The organism is Bradyrhizobium sp. Pha-3 (genome assembly GCF_042258325.1).
Lineage (GTDB): Bacteria > Pseudomonadota > Alphaproteobacteria > Rhizobiales > Xanthobacteraceae > Bradyrhizobium > Bradyrhizobium elkanii.
The window spans coordinates 5,369,177-5,383,239 of sequence record NZ_CP170151.1 but is presented as its reverse complement, the minus strand read 5'-3'; the positions used below and the strand labels follow the sequence as shown (position 1 = coordinate 5,383,239).

The window sequence follows — 14,063 nt, the reverse complement described above, 5'->3', positions numbered from 1 at the left end:
GGGGGGAGCTACCAAAATGCCTGTGGCGCGTTATTTCCTGTTCGTTGGTGGAGTGCTGCTCGCGCTGCTCTTCGTCGTCAATGCCATCGTGCCGCAGGAGGCCGTGGTCGCCGGCCAGAACCAGGGCCTGTCGTCGCCGGGTGTCGACAAGACCATGGTGCGCATCAAGTCGATCCAGAAATTGCCCGAGCGGGTGGTCTACGACACCAATTTGCCGACCATTGTTCCGGCGCAGGTCAACGCGGTTGCCGCGGCCGTCCCGTCGGCTACGGGTGACGCGTCGGCGCAAGCCCGTGTCCGCAATACGTTCGCCCAGTTCATTCCGCCGGAGAAGGCTGATGCGCAGAAGGTCGCGGCCGAGGCAAAGCCGGCCGAGCAGCCGGCGCAGGCCCAGCCTCAGGCGCCGAAGAAGCGCAAGGTCGCGCGCTACCATGCCCATCCCCAGCAGCCGATGCGGCTGGCACAGCCCGGCATGTATCAGCCCTACCGCGTCGCGCAGCAGCAGCCGCGCATGGGCTTCTTCGGCGGCTTCGGCACCTGGTAACAAGGGGCCGCCGCAGCCGGCAATCGGTCCGCCGCCGCAAACACTTGCGGCGGCATTTTCATGTACGCGATCAGGCGGGTGGCCGGATCCGGGACGGCGTCCGAGCGCTGCTCGCTACCTTTAGCGCGGCAGGCGCGGAATCTTGTCCGCGAAGCCGTTGTAGCAGGTCAGCCGCTCGTCCTCTTCCTTCACGAAGCGGCAATCGTTGACGCCCTTGGCCGGGGTGGCCTTCGGCTTCGGCTGCGGCTTGAAGATCTCGTCGTAGCAGATCAGCCGTTCCTTGGTGGCGTCGTCGATGTCCTGACAGGCTTGAAGCTTCTGGGCGACCGATTGCGGCTTGCCGGGCGCGGCAGGCTTCTCGCCCTTCTTGGCGGCCGACTTCTTGCCGACCTGGACCAGCGGCTTGTCGCCGACCATCGGCTGCGAGGTCGCCGCCGCCGGCTTGTCTGCGTCGGCGGGGGCCGGCGTGGTTCCTTGGGCAAGCGCGGCAGCCGGGCAGAAGAGCGCCAGCGCGAGGATGATATGTCTCATGTCGAAAATGTCCGAAATGGCGTGATGACCGGAAGGATGGCGCCGGGGATCGGAAAAGCCCGGCAAGCGCCGAGACTTAACGCAAGTCTTGCCCGAATCCTACCCCCAGAGGTGACCCGCCCGGCACCGATCCACCGGCAAAAGTGAGGGCAATTCGTCGCCGTTCGACCCGCGGGTGAGCGTGAATTGCCTTTGCCCGGCGGGGCGGCTATGACGAGGCTATCTGCGCGACTGGCGCTTGGATGGACCACCATCGGGGAGCGCAGAGACTGAACGCCGCGCGCCTGGGCACCGCTTCGAAACGGAGGTGCCATGACGGCGAACATTCTCGATGGGCATGCACATGCCCAAATTGTCATCGACAAGATTGCTGGCGAACTCGACCGGCTGCCCCGCGCACCGGGGCTTGCGGTCGTGCTGGTCGGCTGTGATCCGGCGAGCCAGATCTATGTGCAGAGCAAGGTCAGGATGGCCGAACGGCTCGGCCTGCGCGGCGAGGTCGCACGCCTGCCGGATGATGCCAGCGAGGCCGATCTGCTTGCCAGAGTAGAGGCGCTCAATGCGCGCGACGATATCGACGGCATCCTCGTGCAGCTGCCGTTGCCGGCGCATATCGACGCCTTGCGCGTGATGGCGGCGGTCGATCCCGCCAAGGACGTTGACGGCCTGCACGCCCTGAACGCCGGCCGGCTGTTTCACGGCGACGATGCGCTGGTGCCGTGCACGCCGCTCGGCTGTCTCCGGCTGATCAAATCGACCCTGCCAGGCCTCACCGGCGCCCATGCCGTGGTGATCGGCAGTTCCAACATCGTCGGCAAGCCGATGGCCGCGCTGCTGCTGCAGGAGCACGCGACCGTGACGCAGACCCATATCCACACCCGCGGCATCAGCACGATCTGCCGCGAGGCCGACATCCTGGTGAGCGCGGTGGGCAAGGCCGGCCTCGTGCGCGGCAACTGGATCAAGCCGCAGGCCATCGTCATCGACATCGGCACCACGCGCGTCGAGAAGCCGGACGGCGGCTATGCGGTGTGCGGCGACGTCTCGTTCGAGGAGGCGGTGCAGGTCGCCGGCGCGATTACGCCGGTGCCGCGGGGCGGCGGCCCGATGACGATCGCCTGCCTGATGGAAAACACGGTGAAGGCCGCAAAGGCGAGGGCGGCCCGGCTGCAATAGCGCGGGATGCCTGCGGCGATACGCGCGCGGCGGGTGTCGCTCGCGTATCGCGCGCGAAGTTCATGACGTCCGGGGTAATGGAAAGCCCGCATCGTTGGTCTATCGTCGCGCGACAGATGGAGGCGCGCGATGCTGTATGCGGAAGATCTCACCGAGGGCCAGACGTTCAAGCTTGGCAGCTACACCATCGGGGAGGCCGAGATCCTGGAGTTCGCCGGGAAATATGATCCGGTGCCGATCCATACCGATCCCGTCGCGGCTGCGGCAGGCCCGTTCGGCGGCCTGATCGCAAGCGGCTTCAACACCATTGCGATCTATCAGCGGCTCGTCGTGGAGGCGATCTGGACCAAGGTGGCGGGGATCGTCGGGCGGAGCTTCGAGATTCGCCTGCCGAGCCCGGTTCGGCCCGGCGCCACGCTCACCGGTCAATCCCGGATCCAGAAGATCACCATCAGGCCAGAGCGGCGCGACGCCGTCGTGATCCTCAAGACGGAGCTGGTCAACGACGAGCAGCGCCCCGTTCTTGTCCTCCTGCTCGACGCGCTGATCCACATGCGGCCGGCGGAGCAGGGGCGGGCGCAACTCGGCTGAGGGCATCCCGAAGTCATCCGCCTCGGACGGCGGCCAACGCCACTATGTGTTTTCCGCACGCGATCTTGTCGTGGCGCAATGTTACGGCAAATATGACAGGCTGGCGGCAGAACAGCAGCGTATCAATGACGTCATCATCGACGAGTCGTGCTGCCCGGTGTTGACTTCGTCGATGCGCCGAAGGCATTCGACCCAGACGGATGTGCCGACGTGAAACGCAGCAAGCAGACGCACGGAGAGATCGAAGCCAGGCGGCGCAAGGCGGAGGAATGGCGCCGCCTGCAGACGCAACGCGCCGCTGAACGGCAACGGCTTCGCGACTACAAGATTGCCCTGGCGCGCGACGAGGTTGCCGTGGATACGACGCGGCTCGCGCCATCGAACAGCTATTCGACTCCCGATTTCGTGCTGCGCGGAACCTATCGACCGGAGCCCTTCGTCTGCAAGGACTGCGGCGTTGCCGAGGTCTGGACGCCGTTGCAGCAGAAATGGTGGTACGAGACCGCCAAGGGCGATGTATTTACCGCGGCGGTGCGCTGCCGGGCCTGCCGCACCAGAGAGCGCGCGCGCAAATCCGCCGCACGCCGCGTGCATCTGGAAGGGCTCGCAAGGAAGAAGCCTCCCGTCTCGTAGCGACGGGCGTGACTTCAGAGCCGCACTTCACATCTGATCCGCGGGGAACCAGTGCGCAGGCGGTCAATGCGTCGCGCGTGCGGAACGTTTCGTTGCCTGATTGGTTCGAGACCTTGAAGCCCCCGATGCGGGGTGCGGGCGGGGAGGAACCAGCCAAGGAAACTTGTCAAGGAAACCTGTCAAGGAAGCCATCGCGGCCGGAACCAACGAGAAGGAGCAGCGGATGAAACTCAATTCCACGCAAGTCAAGCAGACCATGACGCAACTGAATGCCCAGGTGCTTCCGGACGATCACCCGGCCGTGGCGCAACTGAACAGCGTGTTCGGTGAGCACACATTCTTCGTCGACACCAGCGGGCTCAAGGTGCTCGAACCGGCCCAGACCTCCGACATGCCGGGGCAGACCGGCGAGGTCGTCAGTCTCGCCGAGTGGAGCGATCCGGAGCTGACGTCGCTTCGGCCGCACGAGCCCGAGCCGACCGGCGTGCTCATCGCGCTTGAACCCAGCAAGCACTGAAGCGTTCCAGCGCGAAGTGGATACCGGTTCGCGCAAGCAAAACGCCACCAAGCAAGGGGATTGAGAGCATGATCCGATTCAATCGGATCATGCTCTTTGTGCTGCTCGCGCGGCACCCGCGATCGGCCGTCCTGATGGCGACAGCCCCGACGTCGCATCAAGAGGTGCCGAAAGTCACATGGCAAATCAGCGCCGCCTGCGTATGCATCGGTTTGAGATGGGTATCCAGGCGGTGAGGGGCAGATGGGGATCGTGCGGCGCTGGAGCCCTGACGAGGACGAGAAGCTCAGGGAACTCGCCAGGGCCGGCAAGAACGCTCTCGAGATCAGCAACGAATTGACCCGCAGCGCTTCGGCCGTGCGCCGGCGCGCCGAGGTCCTGTCGGTCCTGATCATGGCAAAGGCGTTTCGCGCGCGCCCCTCGCATGTCGCCACCCATCTCGAGCGGGTCGCGATCGACGCGATCCGCAACCGCCGTCCGTTTCCCGCGGGCGTCGGCCCGAGCACCATTGCCGGAATGATCGAGAAGGGCTGGATTGTCCCGGAGATGGGACGCCGATACAACGTGACCGATGCCGGCGTGGAGGCGGTGCGGCGGAAGATTCCGAGCGGCTGAGAGCGGAGCAGGCTGCGCATTCGAAGCACTGTGCCGAAGCGGCTCGGCCGGCGCCGTGCGAACGGGCGGCTATTCGACACCGAACGCAAGATCTTGCGCCCGAGACGGCTGCCTGGTCCGTTCAATGATTGGAGGCGCGACGACCAGCGGTCTCCCGCCCGCCCTTCGATCTGATTGCCCCGATGCTCAACGCCCAGCAAGCCCAAGCCGACCGATCCCAGCGTTTCGCCGACCTTGCGCCTTTCGTCCGCGAGGCGATCGGTACCATCGGGGCATTGACCTCGGCCCAGCGTACCGACGTGGATTTCCTCGAACGCGAATTCATCCCTGCGCTGGGGCTCAATGACGAATTGCTTCATGAGCAGCCGCCGGAGCTGGCGCCGAACTTCGGCAAGGGCCTCCACCTCTGGCAATACCCGAACCAGCTCGCGCCGTACCTCGCCTGGCTCGCGCGAAATGCGTCCGGCGTCTCCTCGTACATGGAGATCGGCTGCCGCTGGGGCGGCATGTTCATCCTGGTGACGGAGTGGCTCAGGAACAGCGGCGCCAACCTGAAGACCGTGATTGCACTCGATCCGATCGCGCCGACGCCCTTTATCTCGGCCTATTTCGATCTGCTGCAGCAGCAGGCCGCGATCGAGCCGATCTACATGCAGGATTTTTCAACCTCGCCGCTGGTCGGTGCGCATGTCGACCGGCTGAAGCCGGACTTCGTCTTTATCGACGGCGATCACAGCCTGCGCGGTGCGCTACAGGATCATCTGCTGCTGCGTTCGCACGCCCGCGTCATCGTGCATCATGACATCCATTCCCAGGCCTGTCCCGATACCACGCTGATCTGGAAGGCGCTGAAGCAGTTCGAGGCGCCGAGCTTCGATACGTTCGAATTCACCAGCCAGTATCCGTCGGTCAATGGCTCATTCCTCGGCTTGGGCGCCATGAAACGGCGCTGACGCCGACAGGCGGCATGACACTTTGCAAGCGCATGTTCAAGCAACGAGCCGGGGCGCGACGACGATCCAGGCCAATCTCATCACGTTCTAGCGCGTCGCGCGCTCGCTGCCGACGAGGCGCGCGGCAATTGCCGCCGTGCAAAGCGTGACGCCGCCGCTGACGATGAATACCGTGCTCAAGCCGTCCCGATCGGCGATCCAGCCCAGCAGCGGACTTCCGATCGCCATGGCGACATCGAGAAACGCCGTGTAGAGGCCCATTGCCAGCCCCCGATGTTCGGGTGAGGTGCCCCGAACGGCCTCGACACCCAGCCCCGGAAAGACGAGAGAATAGCCCAGGCCGGCAAGCGCGGCGCCGACGGATGCGTTCGCGCCGTCTCGCGCGAGCCCCATGACGATCAGCCCGGCTGATTGCACCAGCACGAACCAGAGGGCGATCCTGGCACCGCCGAATTTGTCCGGCAGATGACCGCACACAACGCGCACGCTGATCAGCGCGACGCCGAAGGCCGTAAAGCCCAGCCAGATGGGTTGCCAGTGCCTGACGGCGTAGAGGAGGGAGCTGAAGGCGAGGATCGCTCCATACCCGATGCTGCTGAGCGCCGCGGCAACGCCCGGCAGCCACACCGCGCCGATGACGTATCCGAAGTCGGATTTCGCCGGCCGCGGCTGCGGCAGGGGCCCCTTCGCCCGCACCAACACCAGGAGGACGAGCAGCGGCAACACGGTGCTGAAAGCGCCGATCGTCACAAAACCATGCGACGCGAACAGCAGCGCACCGAGCGGTCCGCCACAGGCCAGCGCCGCGAACATCGCCGTCCCGACCCAGGCAATGACCTTGCCGGCGTGCGCGGGATCGACGAGGGCAAGGCCCCAGCTCACGCCACCGGTGATGATGAAGCTCTCGGCGCCGCCGAGCGCCGCGCGTCCGACGAGAAGAATCGTTATCGAAAGGGTCGGCGTATCCTCGAAGACCGACGACAGAAGATACAGCAGGCCGGCCACCATCGCGGTGACGAGACCTGTCACGACGGCGCGTTTTCCTCCCTTCGTATCGGAATAGGAGCCGGACCACACCCGGGAGAGCAAAGACGCCGCGAATTGCGCGCCGGCCACCATCCCAACAACGACGCTTCCGAAGCCGAGATCCCGGCTCACATGCAGGGGAAGCACCGGCAATGCGGCGCCGACGACGAGAAAGCCTGCCAGTACCGCCGCCATGACCGGCAGCAAGGTGATGGCGGCGGAGCGTGCCGCACTGGATGGCGAGGGCGAACGCGACATTTTGTGACCGGCCGCCTTCACAGGTGCACGCGGCGCATTTGGACGTGATCAGTTGGCGAAGCGCTTCTCGAACACGGTGCGGGCGACCGGAGCGGCCGAAAATGCGTTCGGCCATCCGGCATAGTAGGCGAGATGGCTGATCACTTCCGACACTTCCGCGCGTGTCAGCCCGTTATCCATCGCCCTGTTGAGATGGTAGGGAATCTGCTCCACCTTGCCGGCGGCGATCAATGCACTGACCGTCACCAGGCTGCGGTCGCGCGGCGCAAGGTCGGGCCGAAGCCAGAGGTCGCGGAACAAGACCTCCGCGATGTCGCGTACCAGGCTCGGCGAAGCTGGTCCTGTGCCTTGAGCCACCCGGGCCGCCCGATCGGCTTCGGACGTCTCGTCGAGCGGCAGCAAAGCGACCGAAGCGTCGGGAAGCTGATCCGGGCCAATTCCGCGCGCGCGAAACACTTCCTTGGCGATCGCGGTCGCTGCCATCGCATTGCCCCAGCCGGCATAGAAGGCCAGATGTGTGATGATCTCGGAAATCTCGCCGGGCCTCACGCCGTTGTCGAGCGCGAGGTTCAACTGCTCGGACAGAAGGATGCCCTGGTTGCGGGTGATGACCGCGGCGACCGTGACAATGCTGCGGTCGCGCGCCGTCAGATCGGGCCGCTTCCAGAGATCGTTGGCGAGCTTGTCCGTGGCGTAGCGTTCGAGCGCCGGGGACACCGCTCGCACGTCGTCGCGAGACAGGCTTCCGGTCTGCGATCCTGCTTTCGTCTCTGCATCGGCGGCTCCCATGGATAGTGCGAGTGCAAAAATTGTCGAAGTCTTCATGGCGAACCCTTTCAAGGCTTGCTCCCGCTTACCGGTACTGCTCGTCGGAAACCGGCTCGAGCCAGTCCACATTCTTTCCGTCCTGCATGTAGCTGACGGCGATATGCGCCATCGGACTGGTGGCGGTCGCGCCGTGCCAATGCTTGATGCCGGCAGGAATCCAGACGACATCGCCCGGATTGATCGTGCGCTTGTCCTTGCCGTCTTCCTGCACCCAGCCTTGGCCGGTAGTGACGATGAGCAACTGGCCGGCCGGATGCGTATGCCAGACGGTGCGCGCTCCGGGCGCGAAGTTGACGAGGCCGGTGCTCGCGCGCGTGAATTCCGTCGCCGGATAAAGCGGGCTGATGACTGCCCGCCCGCTGAAATTATCCGCGGCGCCGAACATCGCGGGGGTGTTGCCGTTGACACGAATTTCGATGCCGTCCGCTTGCGCGGGCAGGATGCCGGTCGCGCCGATGGCCGCTGCCGTGAGAACTTTTTTCATCTGCGTTTTCCTCCGGTTCTTTCGTGAGGGTTGCGCCTTGCAAGCGCGTTGAAATCTGCCGTCTGAGATGACGGCCACGGCAAAGCCTAGCGAGCGGCCGTGTACCAAGTCTTGCGTGGCGTCCGGTAACGGTCGCTACGAAGCGTAGACAGGGAGGTTGCAGGCCGGAATGAAGTGAACGGGAAGATAGCCCCGAAATCGAACGTGATCGGAGTAGCCGACCCTGTCTCTCAAAGGGGAAGGCGGAATCGCAACCCGCGTCATCGCGAGCGGGCTGAGGTGCTCCCGGGGTTCGTACCGCCAGCATGCAACCAAGGGGATTGACGTGAACAAGGGAGATCCGTCCGGTTCAAGCGCAAGCTTGTAGGACCTGCCAAGCCGATGAGGTGAGAAGGGTCTGATGACCGGGTGGAAGTCAGACTGACTGATAGTACTCGGAGGTCGGGAGAGCCGACTACATGGGGAAGCGGTCAGCGGTAGTTGAATTGTTCTTGGGCGACATGGGCTCCATTCAACGGGAGTCACGGCCTTCTATCCTAAGAGAAGATCAGCTGACCATGGAAACGAAACTTGAACAAATAGCAGTGAAAGCTCGGCGCGAGCCAAATCTTCGCTTCACCTCGTTGGCCCATCACATCACGCGCGACCGAGTGCAAAAGAATCTATTACAGATTCCGAAGCGCTCCGCCGCCGGGGTGGACGGACAGACGGTGGAGGCGGCGAGGGAGAGCTTCGACGGATGGATCGAGCCGATGCTCCAATCCATCCACCGACAGGGATATCGGGCGCCGAACATTCGGCGTGTCTATATCCCCAAGCCCGGTAAGACGGAGAAGCGCCCCCTCGGGGTTCCAACTGTCGCCGACCGGGCCCTCCAGCGCAGCACGGCTGAGGTGTTGTCCGCCATCTACGAGCAGGACTTCTTGCCCAGCTCGTTCGGCGGCAGGCCGAAGCTCAGCGCCCATCACGCCTTGGCGACCCTCAATGAGGTCATCGCCGGCGGCATGATCAGCTGGGTGTTGGAGGCGGACTTGAAGAACTTCTTCGGGAGTCTCGATCATGATTGGGTCCTCCGGTTTGTCGAACATCGAGTCGGTGATCCGCGCCTGATCAGCTTGATCCGGCGCTGGTTGAAAGCGGGTGTCTTGGAAGACGGAGCAGTGCATCCGAGCGAACAAGGAACGCCACAAGGCGGATCGATCAGTGTGCTTTTGAGCAACCTCTACCTTCATTACGTTCTCGACCTCTGGTTCGAACGCGTGGTGAAGGGTCGGTTGCGGGGCGAAGCCCGACTTTTGCGCTATATCGACGACTTTGTGATCTGCTTCCAATATCGATCGGACGCCATCCGCGTACAGGAGGCCCTGCGTCTTCGGTTGGGGAAGTTCGGCCTCACTCTAGAGCCGACCAAGACCAAGTTGGTCGAGTTTGGTCGGTTCGCGCAAAGACACGCGGGCAAACGCGGCAGAAACCGCCCGGAAACAATCTACTTTCTGGGGCTGACGCTCTATTGCACGCGAAACCAAAGAGGCAACTTCAAGGTTGGGATGCGTACCGAGAAATCTCGGCTAAAGCGCAGCCTCATGTCTCTGCAGGAGCTGATGCGGCGAATACGGCATTACAAGATCAGTGACCAGGCCGATGAAATCAACGTCGTCCTGCGCGGCCACTATGGCTATTACGGCGTCGCCGGAAATCTCCGGAGCCTCGTAAAAGTTTATCGGGCAGTGGAGCGTTACTGGCGCGGAATGCTGCGCAGCCGCAGCTGGGCAGGCCGACGCCTCACTTGGGACGCCTTCAACCAAATCAAAGAACGGACACCGTTGCTGAAGCCTAAGCTGCGCCTCCCTTATCGGGAGCTGCAGGCGCTTGCGGTGCTGTGAACCAACTGTCGAAGAGCGTCGGTGCGGGAAATCCGCACGCCACGTTCTGTGGGAACCGGGGGCGGGCGACCGCCTCCGGTGACCCGGTGATCAGGACAAGGATTCGATGCGGAGAGGAAACTTGCCGCGCATCAGCAGCGCATCGAAGTTGCCGTCGATGCGGCCGAGCCGGATCAACCCCGGCGACCAGCGATAGCCCGCGTAGAAGAATGCGAGGTTGCCCCAGGGCGCGTAGTAGCAGACGTCACCGGGCCGTTCGTTGTCGAAGGGGCCGCTGCCGTCCTCGGTAAGCTTGCGCGGCAAATAGCTGATCTTCTCGTTCGCGTAGTTGTCGAGCGTGAGGCCACCGAGCGGGAGCATCGAGGCGAGATCGCGTGCGGACGGATTGTCCTCCAGCGTCGCCGTCATGTTCCGTTCGTTGAATGAGATTTGAATCTTCATCGACGGGAATCCCCGAGCGCATCCCTGGGTCGGGTCGATGAGGCCGCCGAGCGGCGCAGCTGCCGTGACGAGGAGACCCTGGAGCACGACACGGCGAGCGATGACCCGCTTCATTGCGTGGCCCTTCCGGGCTCGATGGCGGCGGCGGTTGCGGCGAGCGCCGAACCGAGCAGCAGAGCCGCGCCGAGCGCGAACGGACTCCACCATCCGAGCGCGTCGAACAGAACGCCGCCGGTCGCCGCGCCGAGCGTGATGGCGAACTGGATGACGGCGACCTGCAAGCCACCGCCGGCTTCGGCGTCATCGGGCAGTGTGCGGCTGAGCCATGTGCCCCAGCCGACCGGGGCAGCCGTGCCGAAGAAGCCCCAGCCGACCAGCAGGGTTGTTACCGCTGCCGGCACCGAGCCCAGCGCGATCAGCGCCGAGGCGAGCAACGCCATGACAAGCGGAATGCCAATGACGATGCTGTATAGCCTTTCTTTCAGCAACTGACCGATCGTCCAGGTGCCGGCGACGCCGGCGAGCCCCATCAGCAGCAGGATCGCCGAGAGAGTGGAGACGCCGACACCGGTGACGGTTTCGAGGAAGGGGCGCAGATAGGTGAACAGCGCGAACTGGCCCATGAAGAGCAGGAAGATCGCGGCCATGCCGAGCGCCACCTGACGGCGCAGGAGCAGCTTGAACACATTGCTCGACCCCTCGCGCCGTCGTGGCGGCAGCGCGGGCAGGCAAATCCACTGCCAGACGAGCGCGAGCAGTGCCAAGGGTACCACGAGGAAGAATGCACCGCGCCAGCCTACTTGATCGCCGAGCAGGCTTCCGAGCGGTGCGGAAACAGTCGCTGCGATGGCGCTGCCGGCGTTGATCATCGCGAGACCCTTCGGCACGGCGTTTTGCGGTACCAGGCGCATGACGGTGGCGGTGGACATCGACCAGAAGCCGCCGATGGCGACCCCAAGCAGTGCGCGGCCGATCATCAGCACCGCGTAATCGGGAGCGAAGGTGACGACGAGGCCGGAGACGACAAGCAGCAGCGAGAACGAGGTCAGCGCCAGCTTGCGGTCGATACGCTTGGTGAGATCGGCGATGAACAGGCTGGTGACGACTGCGAAGATTCCGGAGACCGAGATCGCCTGACCGGCCCGGCCCTCGCTGATGCCAAGACCGTCGGCGATCGGCGTCAGCAGGCTGACCGGCATGAATTCGGAGGCGATCAGGACGGCGACGCACAGCGCCATCGAAAATACCGCGCCCCAGGCCGCCTGTGGCCTTACCAATTTGTCGTTGTAGATCGCATCCATCCGCAGTCACCGCGCAGGCGCCGTCCGGCCGTGGCCTGGCGGCTCGTCTGCACGGGAGATAGCACCCGGCGATTGTCCTGATTAGACGTGGAAATGTGTTTGAACTTATCGACTGGGGCCATAAATACTCCGATAGCAACGCTGCTACGGAGACCGATCATGCGCGAAAACTTCAACGATCTGTTGTGGTTCCTGGTCGTATCCGAGGAGCGCAGCTTCACGAGGGCGGCCGCGAAGATCGGCGTCACGCAGTCGACGCTCAGCCACACCATCAAGCGGCTCGAGGCGCGGCTCGGGATCCGGCTTCTTGCCCGGACGACACGAAGCGTCTCGACCACGGAGGCCGGCGAGCGGCTGCGGCAATCGCTCGCGCCACGTATTGCCGAAATCGAAACCGATATTGCGGCGCTGACCGCATACCGCGACAAGCCGTCCGGCACCGTGCGCATCACCGTATCGGATCACGCGCTCGACAACCTGATCTGGCCGAAGCTCGAACCGGTGCTGGCCGATTATCCCGACATCAAGCTCGAGCTCAGTCGCGACAACGGCCTGCGCAACATCGTCGAGGATGGTTTCGACGCCGGCGTCAGGCTCGGGGAGAGCGTCGAGAAGGACATGATCGCGGTGCGGATCGGGCCCGACTGGCGTCTGGTCGCCGCCGGCTCGCCTGATTACTTCGCCAGGCACGGCGTGCCGAAGACGCCGCAGGATCTGGTCGGCCACATCTGCATCAATCTGCGTTTAACAACGCGCGGCGGTTTCTACGCCTGGGAATTCGGGAAGGCCGGTCGGAATATGCGGGTTCGCGTTGACGGTCAGCTTGCTTTCAACTCGACCCAGCCGATGGTCAAGGCCGCAATCGCGGGCTACGGCATCGCCTACGTGCCGGAGGAGACAGTGACTGACGCCATTGCATCGGGCCTTCTTCAACTGGTGCTCGACGATTGGTCGCCGAAGTTCTCCGGGTACTACCTCTACTATCCGAGTGGCCGTCAAAACTCACCGGCGTTCAAGGTCATCGTCGACGCGCTGCGGCATCACAGCAAGTGACGACGACCAACGATCGCATGGCGACCGCGATCACGAGCTTGCGGGTCGATCTCCCAGATTCAGCTTGCTCTTGTCGCCGCCGGCCCAGGCCAGGGTCTTCGGATCCATCACGCGGAACCAGAGCGGCGGGATCGCCGCCAGCCCGAACATGCCGGTGTAACCGTTCGGCAGCCGCGGGATGTCGTCGAAATCGCGCAGCGACTGATACGGGCGCATCGGGTTGGCGTGGTGGTCGGAGTGACGTTGCAGGTGGAACGTCATCAGGTTCGAGACGATGTGGTTGGTATTCCATGAATGGCGCGGCTCGACGGCCTGGTAGCGGCCGTTCGGCAGCTTCTCGCGCAGCAGCCCGTAGTGCTCGACATAGTTGGCCTGGGTCAGCGCGTACCAGCCGAGGAAATGGTGCGCGACGATGAACGGCGCGACCTTCCAGCCGAACAGCGCGATCAGGATCGCCGCGACGACGAGCGTCAGCGCGAAGCCCTGCAGGATCTCGTTGTTGATCGACCAGACCGGCTCGCCGCGGCGGGTCAGCCGTTCGGCCTCGTTGCGCCAGCCGCGCTTGAACGCACCCGGCAGTTCGCGCGTTGCGAACGCATAGATCGATTCACCGAAGCGCGCGCTGGCGGGGTCCTCGGGGGTTGCGACCCAGGTGTGATGGCCGCGATTGTGCTCGACGCGGAAATGCGCGTAGCCGACCGCGCAGTTGGCGAGCATGCCGAACAGGATGTTGAGCCTGTCAGCCTTGTGGCCGAGCTCGTGCCCGATCAGGAGCGCGCCGCCATTGATGGTGCCGACGCCGAGCAGCAAGGCGACATAGGACCACCACGGCAGATCCTGGGTGCCGAAGAAGGCGATCAGCGCGACGTAATTGATCCAGGGAAACACCACGGTGATGCGCGCGAGCCGCAGGTAATAGGGATCGGCCTCCATCGCGGCGACCACTTCCGCCGGCGGATTGTGGGTGTCTTCGCCGATCACGGCATCGAGCAGCGGGATCAGGATGAAGATGAAGATGAAGGGGATCAGCGTCACCAGCGGGTTGTGCGTCCGCAGGAACAGCCAGTAGGACAACAGCGGGATCAGCGGCGGAATGAACGAGAGCATCCAGAGATAGCGCTTGCCGTCCCGGTAGGTGATGGTTTCGCCAGCAGCATTGGTGCCCATGAAGATCATCGCATTCCCTCCAGCGTCTCTTGCGAGGCGGCGTTCGCCGTTGTTGGGCGAAG

At 64.1% G+C, this 14,063-nt stretch carries 16 protein-coding genes and 1 riboswitch; of the genes, 9 read left to right on the top strand and 7 right to left on the bottom strand.

The annotated features are described in order from the left end of the window. Positions 1-16: 16 nt before the first annotated feature. Entirely contained in the window at positions 17-544 is a 528-nt protein-coding gene (locus tag ACE10X_RS25435; protein ID WP_038385879.1) for a hypothetical protein, read from the top strand. Positions 545-664: 120 nt separating this feature from the next. On the opposite strand, the gene ACE10X_RS25430 is transcribed toward ACE10X_RS25435, so the two are convergent. Continuing rightward, positions 665-1,075 (bottom strand): hypothetical protein, encoded by a 411-nt coding sequence (locus ACE10X_RS25430; protein WP_304557815.1) that lies wholly within the window; start codon positions 1,073-1,075, stop codon positions 665-667. A gap of 217 nt (positions 1,076-1,292) precedes the next feature. Beyond that, positions 1,293-1,372, top strand: a riboswitch (ZMP/ZTP riboswitch). A 15-nt stretch (positions 1,373-1,387) separates the two neighbouring features. Between ACE10X_RS25430 and ACE10X_RS25425 the strand changes: the two genes are divergently transcribed. The 6 genes from ACE10X_RS25425 to ACE10X_RS25400 all read left to right on the top strand — a co-directional run bounded on the left by ACE10X_RS25425 (position 1,388) and on the right by ACE10X_RS25400 (position 5,560). Then, positions 1,388-2,251 (top strand): bifunctional 5,10-methylenetetrahydrofolate dehydrogenase/5,10-methenyltetrahydrofolate cyclohydrolase, encoded by an 864-nt coding sequence (locus ACE10X_RS25425; RefSeq protein ID WP_038385874.1) that lies wholly within the window; start codon positions 1,388-1,390, stop codon positions 2,249-2,251. 129 nt (positions 2,252-2,380) lie between these two features. Then, the gene (locus ACE10X_RS25420; protein ID WP_038385873.1) at positions 2,381-2,842 is read left to right on the top strand and encodes a MaoC/PaaZ C-terminal domain-containing protein; all 462 of its coding nucleotides are present in this window, start codon (positions 2,381-2,383) and stop codon (positions 2,840-2,842) included. Positions 2,843-3,052: 210 nt separating this feature from the next. Continuing rightward, on the top strand, positions 3,053-3,475 hold the full coding sequence (locus tag ACE10X_RS25415) for a zinc-ribbon domain containing protein (protein WP_063709691.1): 423 nt from the start codon (positions 3,053-3,055) through the stop codon (positions 3,473-3,475). 223 nt (positions 3,476-3,698) lie between these two features. After that, positions 3,699-3,992 carry a hypothetical protein gene (locus ACE10X_RS25410; RefSeq protein ID WP_016846480.1) on the top strand — a complete coding sequence of 98 codons (294 nt, stop codon included), beginning with the start codon at positions 3,699-3,701 and terminating at the stop codon, positions 3,990-3,992. 243 nt (positions 3,993-4,235) lie between these two features. Beyond that, the gene (locus ACE10X_RS25405) at positions 4,236-4,607 is read left to right on the top strand and encodes a hypothetical protein (RefSeq protein WP_016846479.1); all 372 of its coding nucleotides are present in this window, start codon (positions 4,236-4,238) and stop codon (positions 4,605-4,607) included. Positions 4,608-4,789: 182 nt separating this feature from the next. Then, positions 4,790-5,560 carry a hypothetical protein gene (locus ACE10X_RS25400; protein WP_375763021.1) on the top strand — a complete coding sequence of 257 codons (771 nt, stop codon included), beginning with the start codon at positions 4,790-4,792 and terminating at the stop codon, positions 5,558-5,560. 87 nt (positions 5,561-5,647) lie between these two features. Here the strand turns inward: ACE10X_RS25400 and ACE10X_RS25395 are convergent, their stop codons facing one another. The 3 genes from ACE10X_RS25395 to ACE10X_RS25385 are packed head-to-tail and all read right to left on the bottom strand — an operon-like array spanning position 5,648 to position 8,156. Next, on the bottom strand, positions 5,648-6,844 hold the full coding sequence (locus ACE10X_RS25395) for an arabinose transporter (protein WP_038385876.1): 1,197 nt from the start codon (positions 6,842-6,844) through the stop codon (positions 5,648-5,650). Positions 6,845-6,892: 48 nt separating this feature from the next. Next, positions 6,893-7,669 (bottom strand): carboxymuconolactone decarboxylase family protein, encoded by a 777-nt coding sequence (locus ACE10X_RS25390; RefSeq protein ID WP_038385871.1) that lies wholly within the window; start codon positions 7,667-7,669, stop codon positions 6,893-6,895. 28 nt (positions 7,670-7,697) lie between these two features. Then, a complete protein-coding gene (locus ACE10X_RS25385; RefSeq protein ID WP_038385870.1) occupies positions 7,698-8,156 on the bottom strand; it encodes a cupin domain-containing protein in 459 nt (152 codons plus the stop codon). A gap of 557 nt (positions 8,157-8,713) precedes the next feature. Here ACE10X_RS25385 and ltrA point away from each other — a divergent pair. Continuing rightward, the gene (gene ltrA, locus ACE10X_RS25380; RefSeq protein ID WP_375763020.1) at positions 8,714-10,039 is read left to right on the top strand and encodes a group II intron reverse transcriptase/maturase; all 1,326 of its coding nucleotides are present in this window, start codon (positions 8,714-8,716) and stop codon (positions 10,037-10,039) included. A gap of 90 nt (positions 10,040-10,129) precedes the next feature. On the opposite strand, the gene ACE10X_RS25375 is transcribed toward ltrA, so the two are convergent. Both ACE10X_RS25375 and ACE10X_RS25370 read right to left on the bottom strand, forming a co-directional pair. Continuing rightward, positions 10,130-10,594 carry a cyclophilin-like fold protein gene (locus ACE10X_RS25375; RefSeq protein WP_038385869.1) on the bottom strand — a complete coding sequence of 155 codons (465 nt, stop codon included), beginning with the start codon at positions 10,592-10,594 and terminating at the stop codon, positions 10,130-10,132. After that, on the bottom strand, positions 10,591-11,781 hold the full coding sequence (locus ACE10X_RS25370; protein WP_038385868.1) for an MFS transporter: 1,191 nt from the start codon (positions 11,779-11,781) through the stop codon (positions 10,591-10,593). The genes ACE10X_RS25375 and ACE10X_RS25370 overlap by 4 nt, the downstream gene beginning before the upstream one ends. Positions 11,782-11,937: 156 nt before the next feature. On the opposite strand from ACE10X_RS25370, the gene ACE10X_RS25365 reads away from it, so the two are divergent. Next, a complete protein-coding gene (locus tag ACE10X_RS25365; protein ID WP_038385875.1) occupies positions 11,938-12,834 on the top strand; it encodes a LysR family transcriptional regulator in 897 nt (298 codons plus the stop codon). 30 nt (positions 12,835-12,864) lie between these two features. On the opposite strand, the gene ACE10X_RS25360 is transcribed toward ACE10X_RS25365, so the two are convergent. Further along, entirely contained in the window at positions 12,865-14,010 is a 1,146-nt protein-coding gene (locus ACE10X_RS25360; protein WP_038385867.1) for an alkane 1-monooxygenase, read from the bottom strand. Positions 14,011-14,063 lie beyond the last annotated feature (53 nt).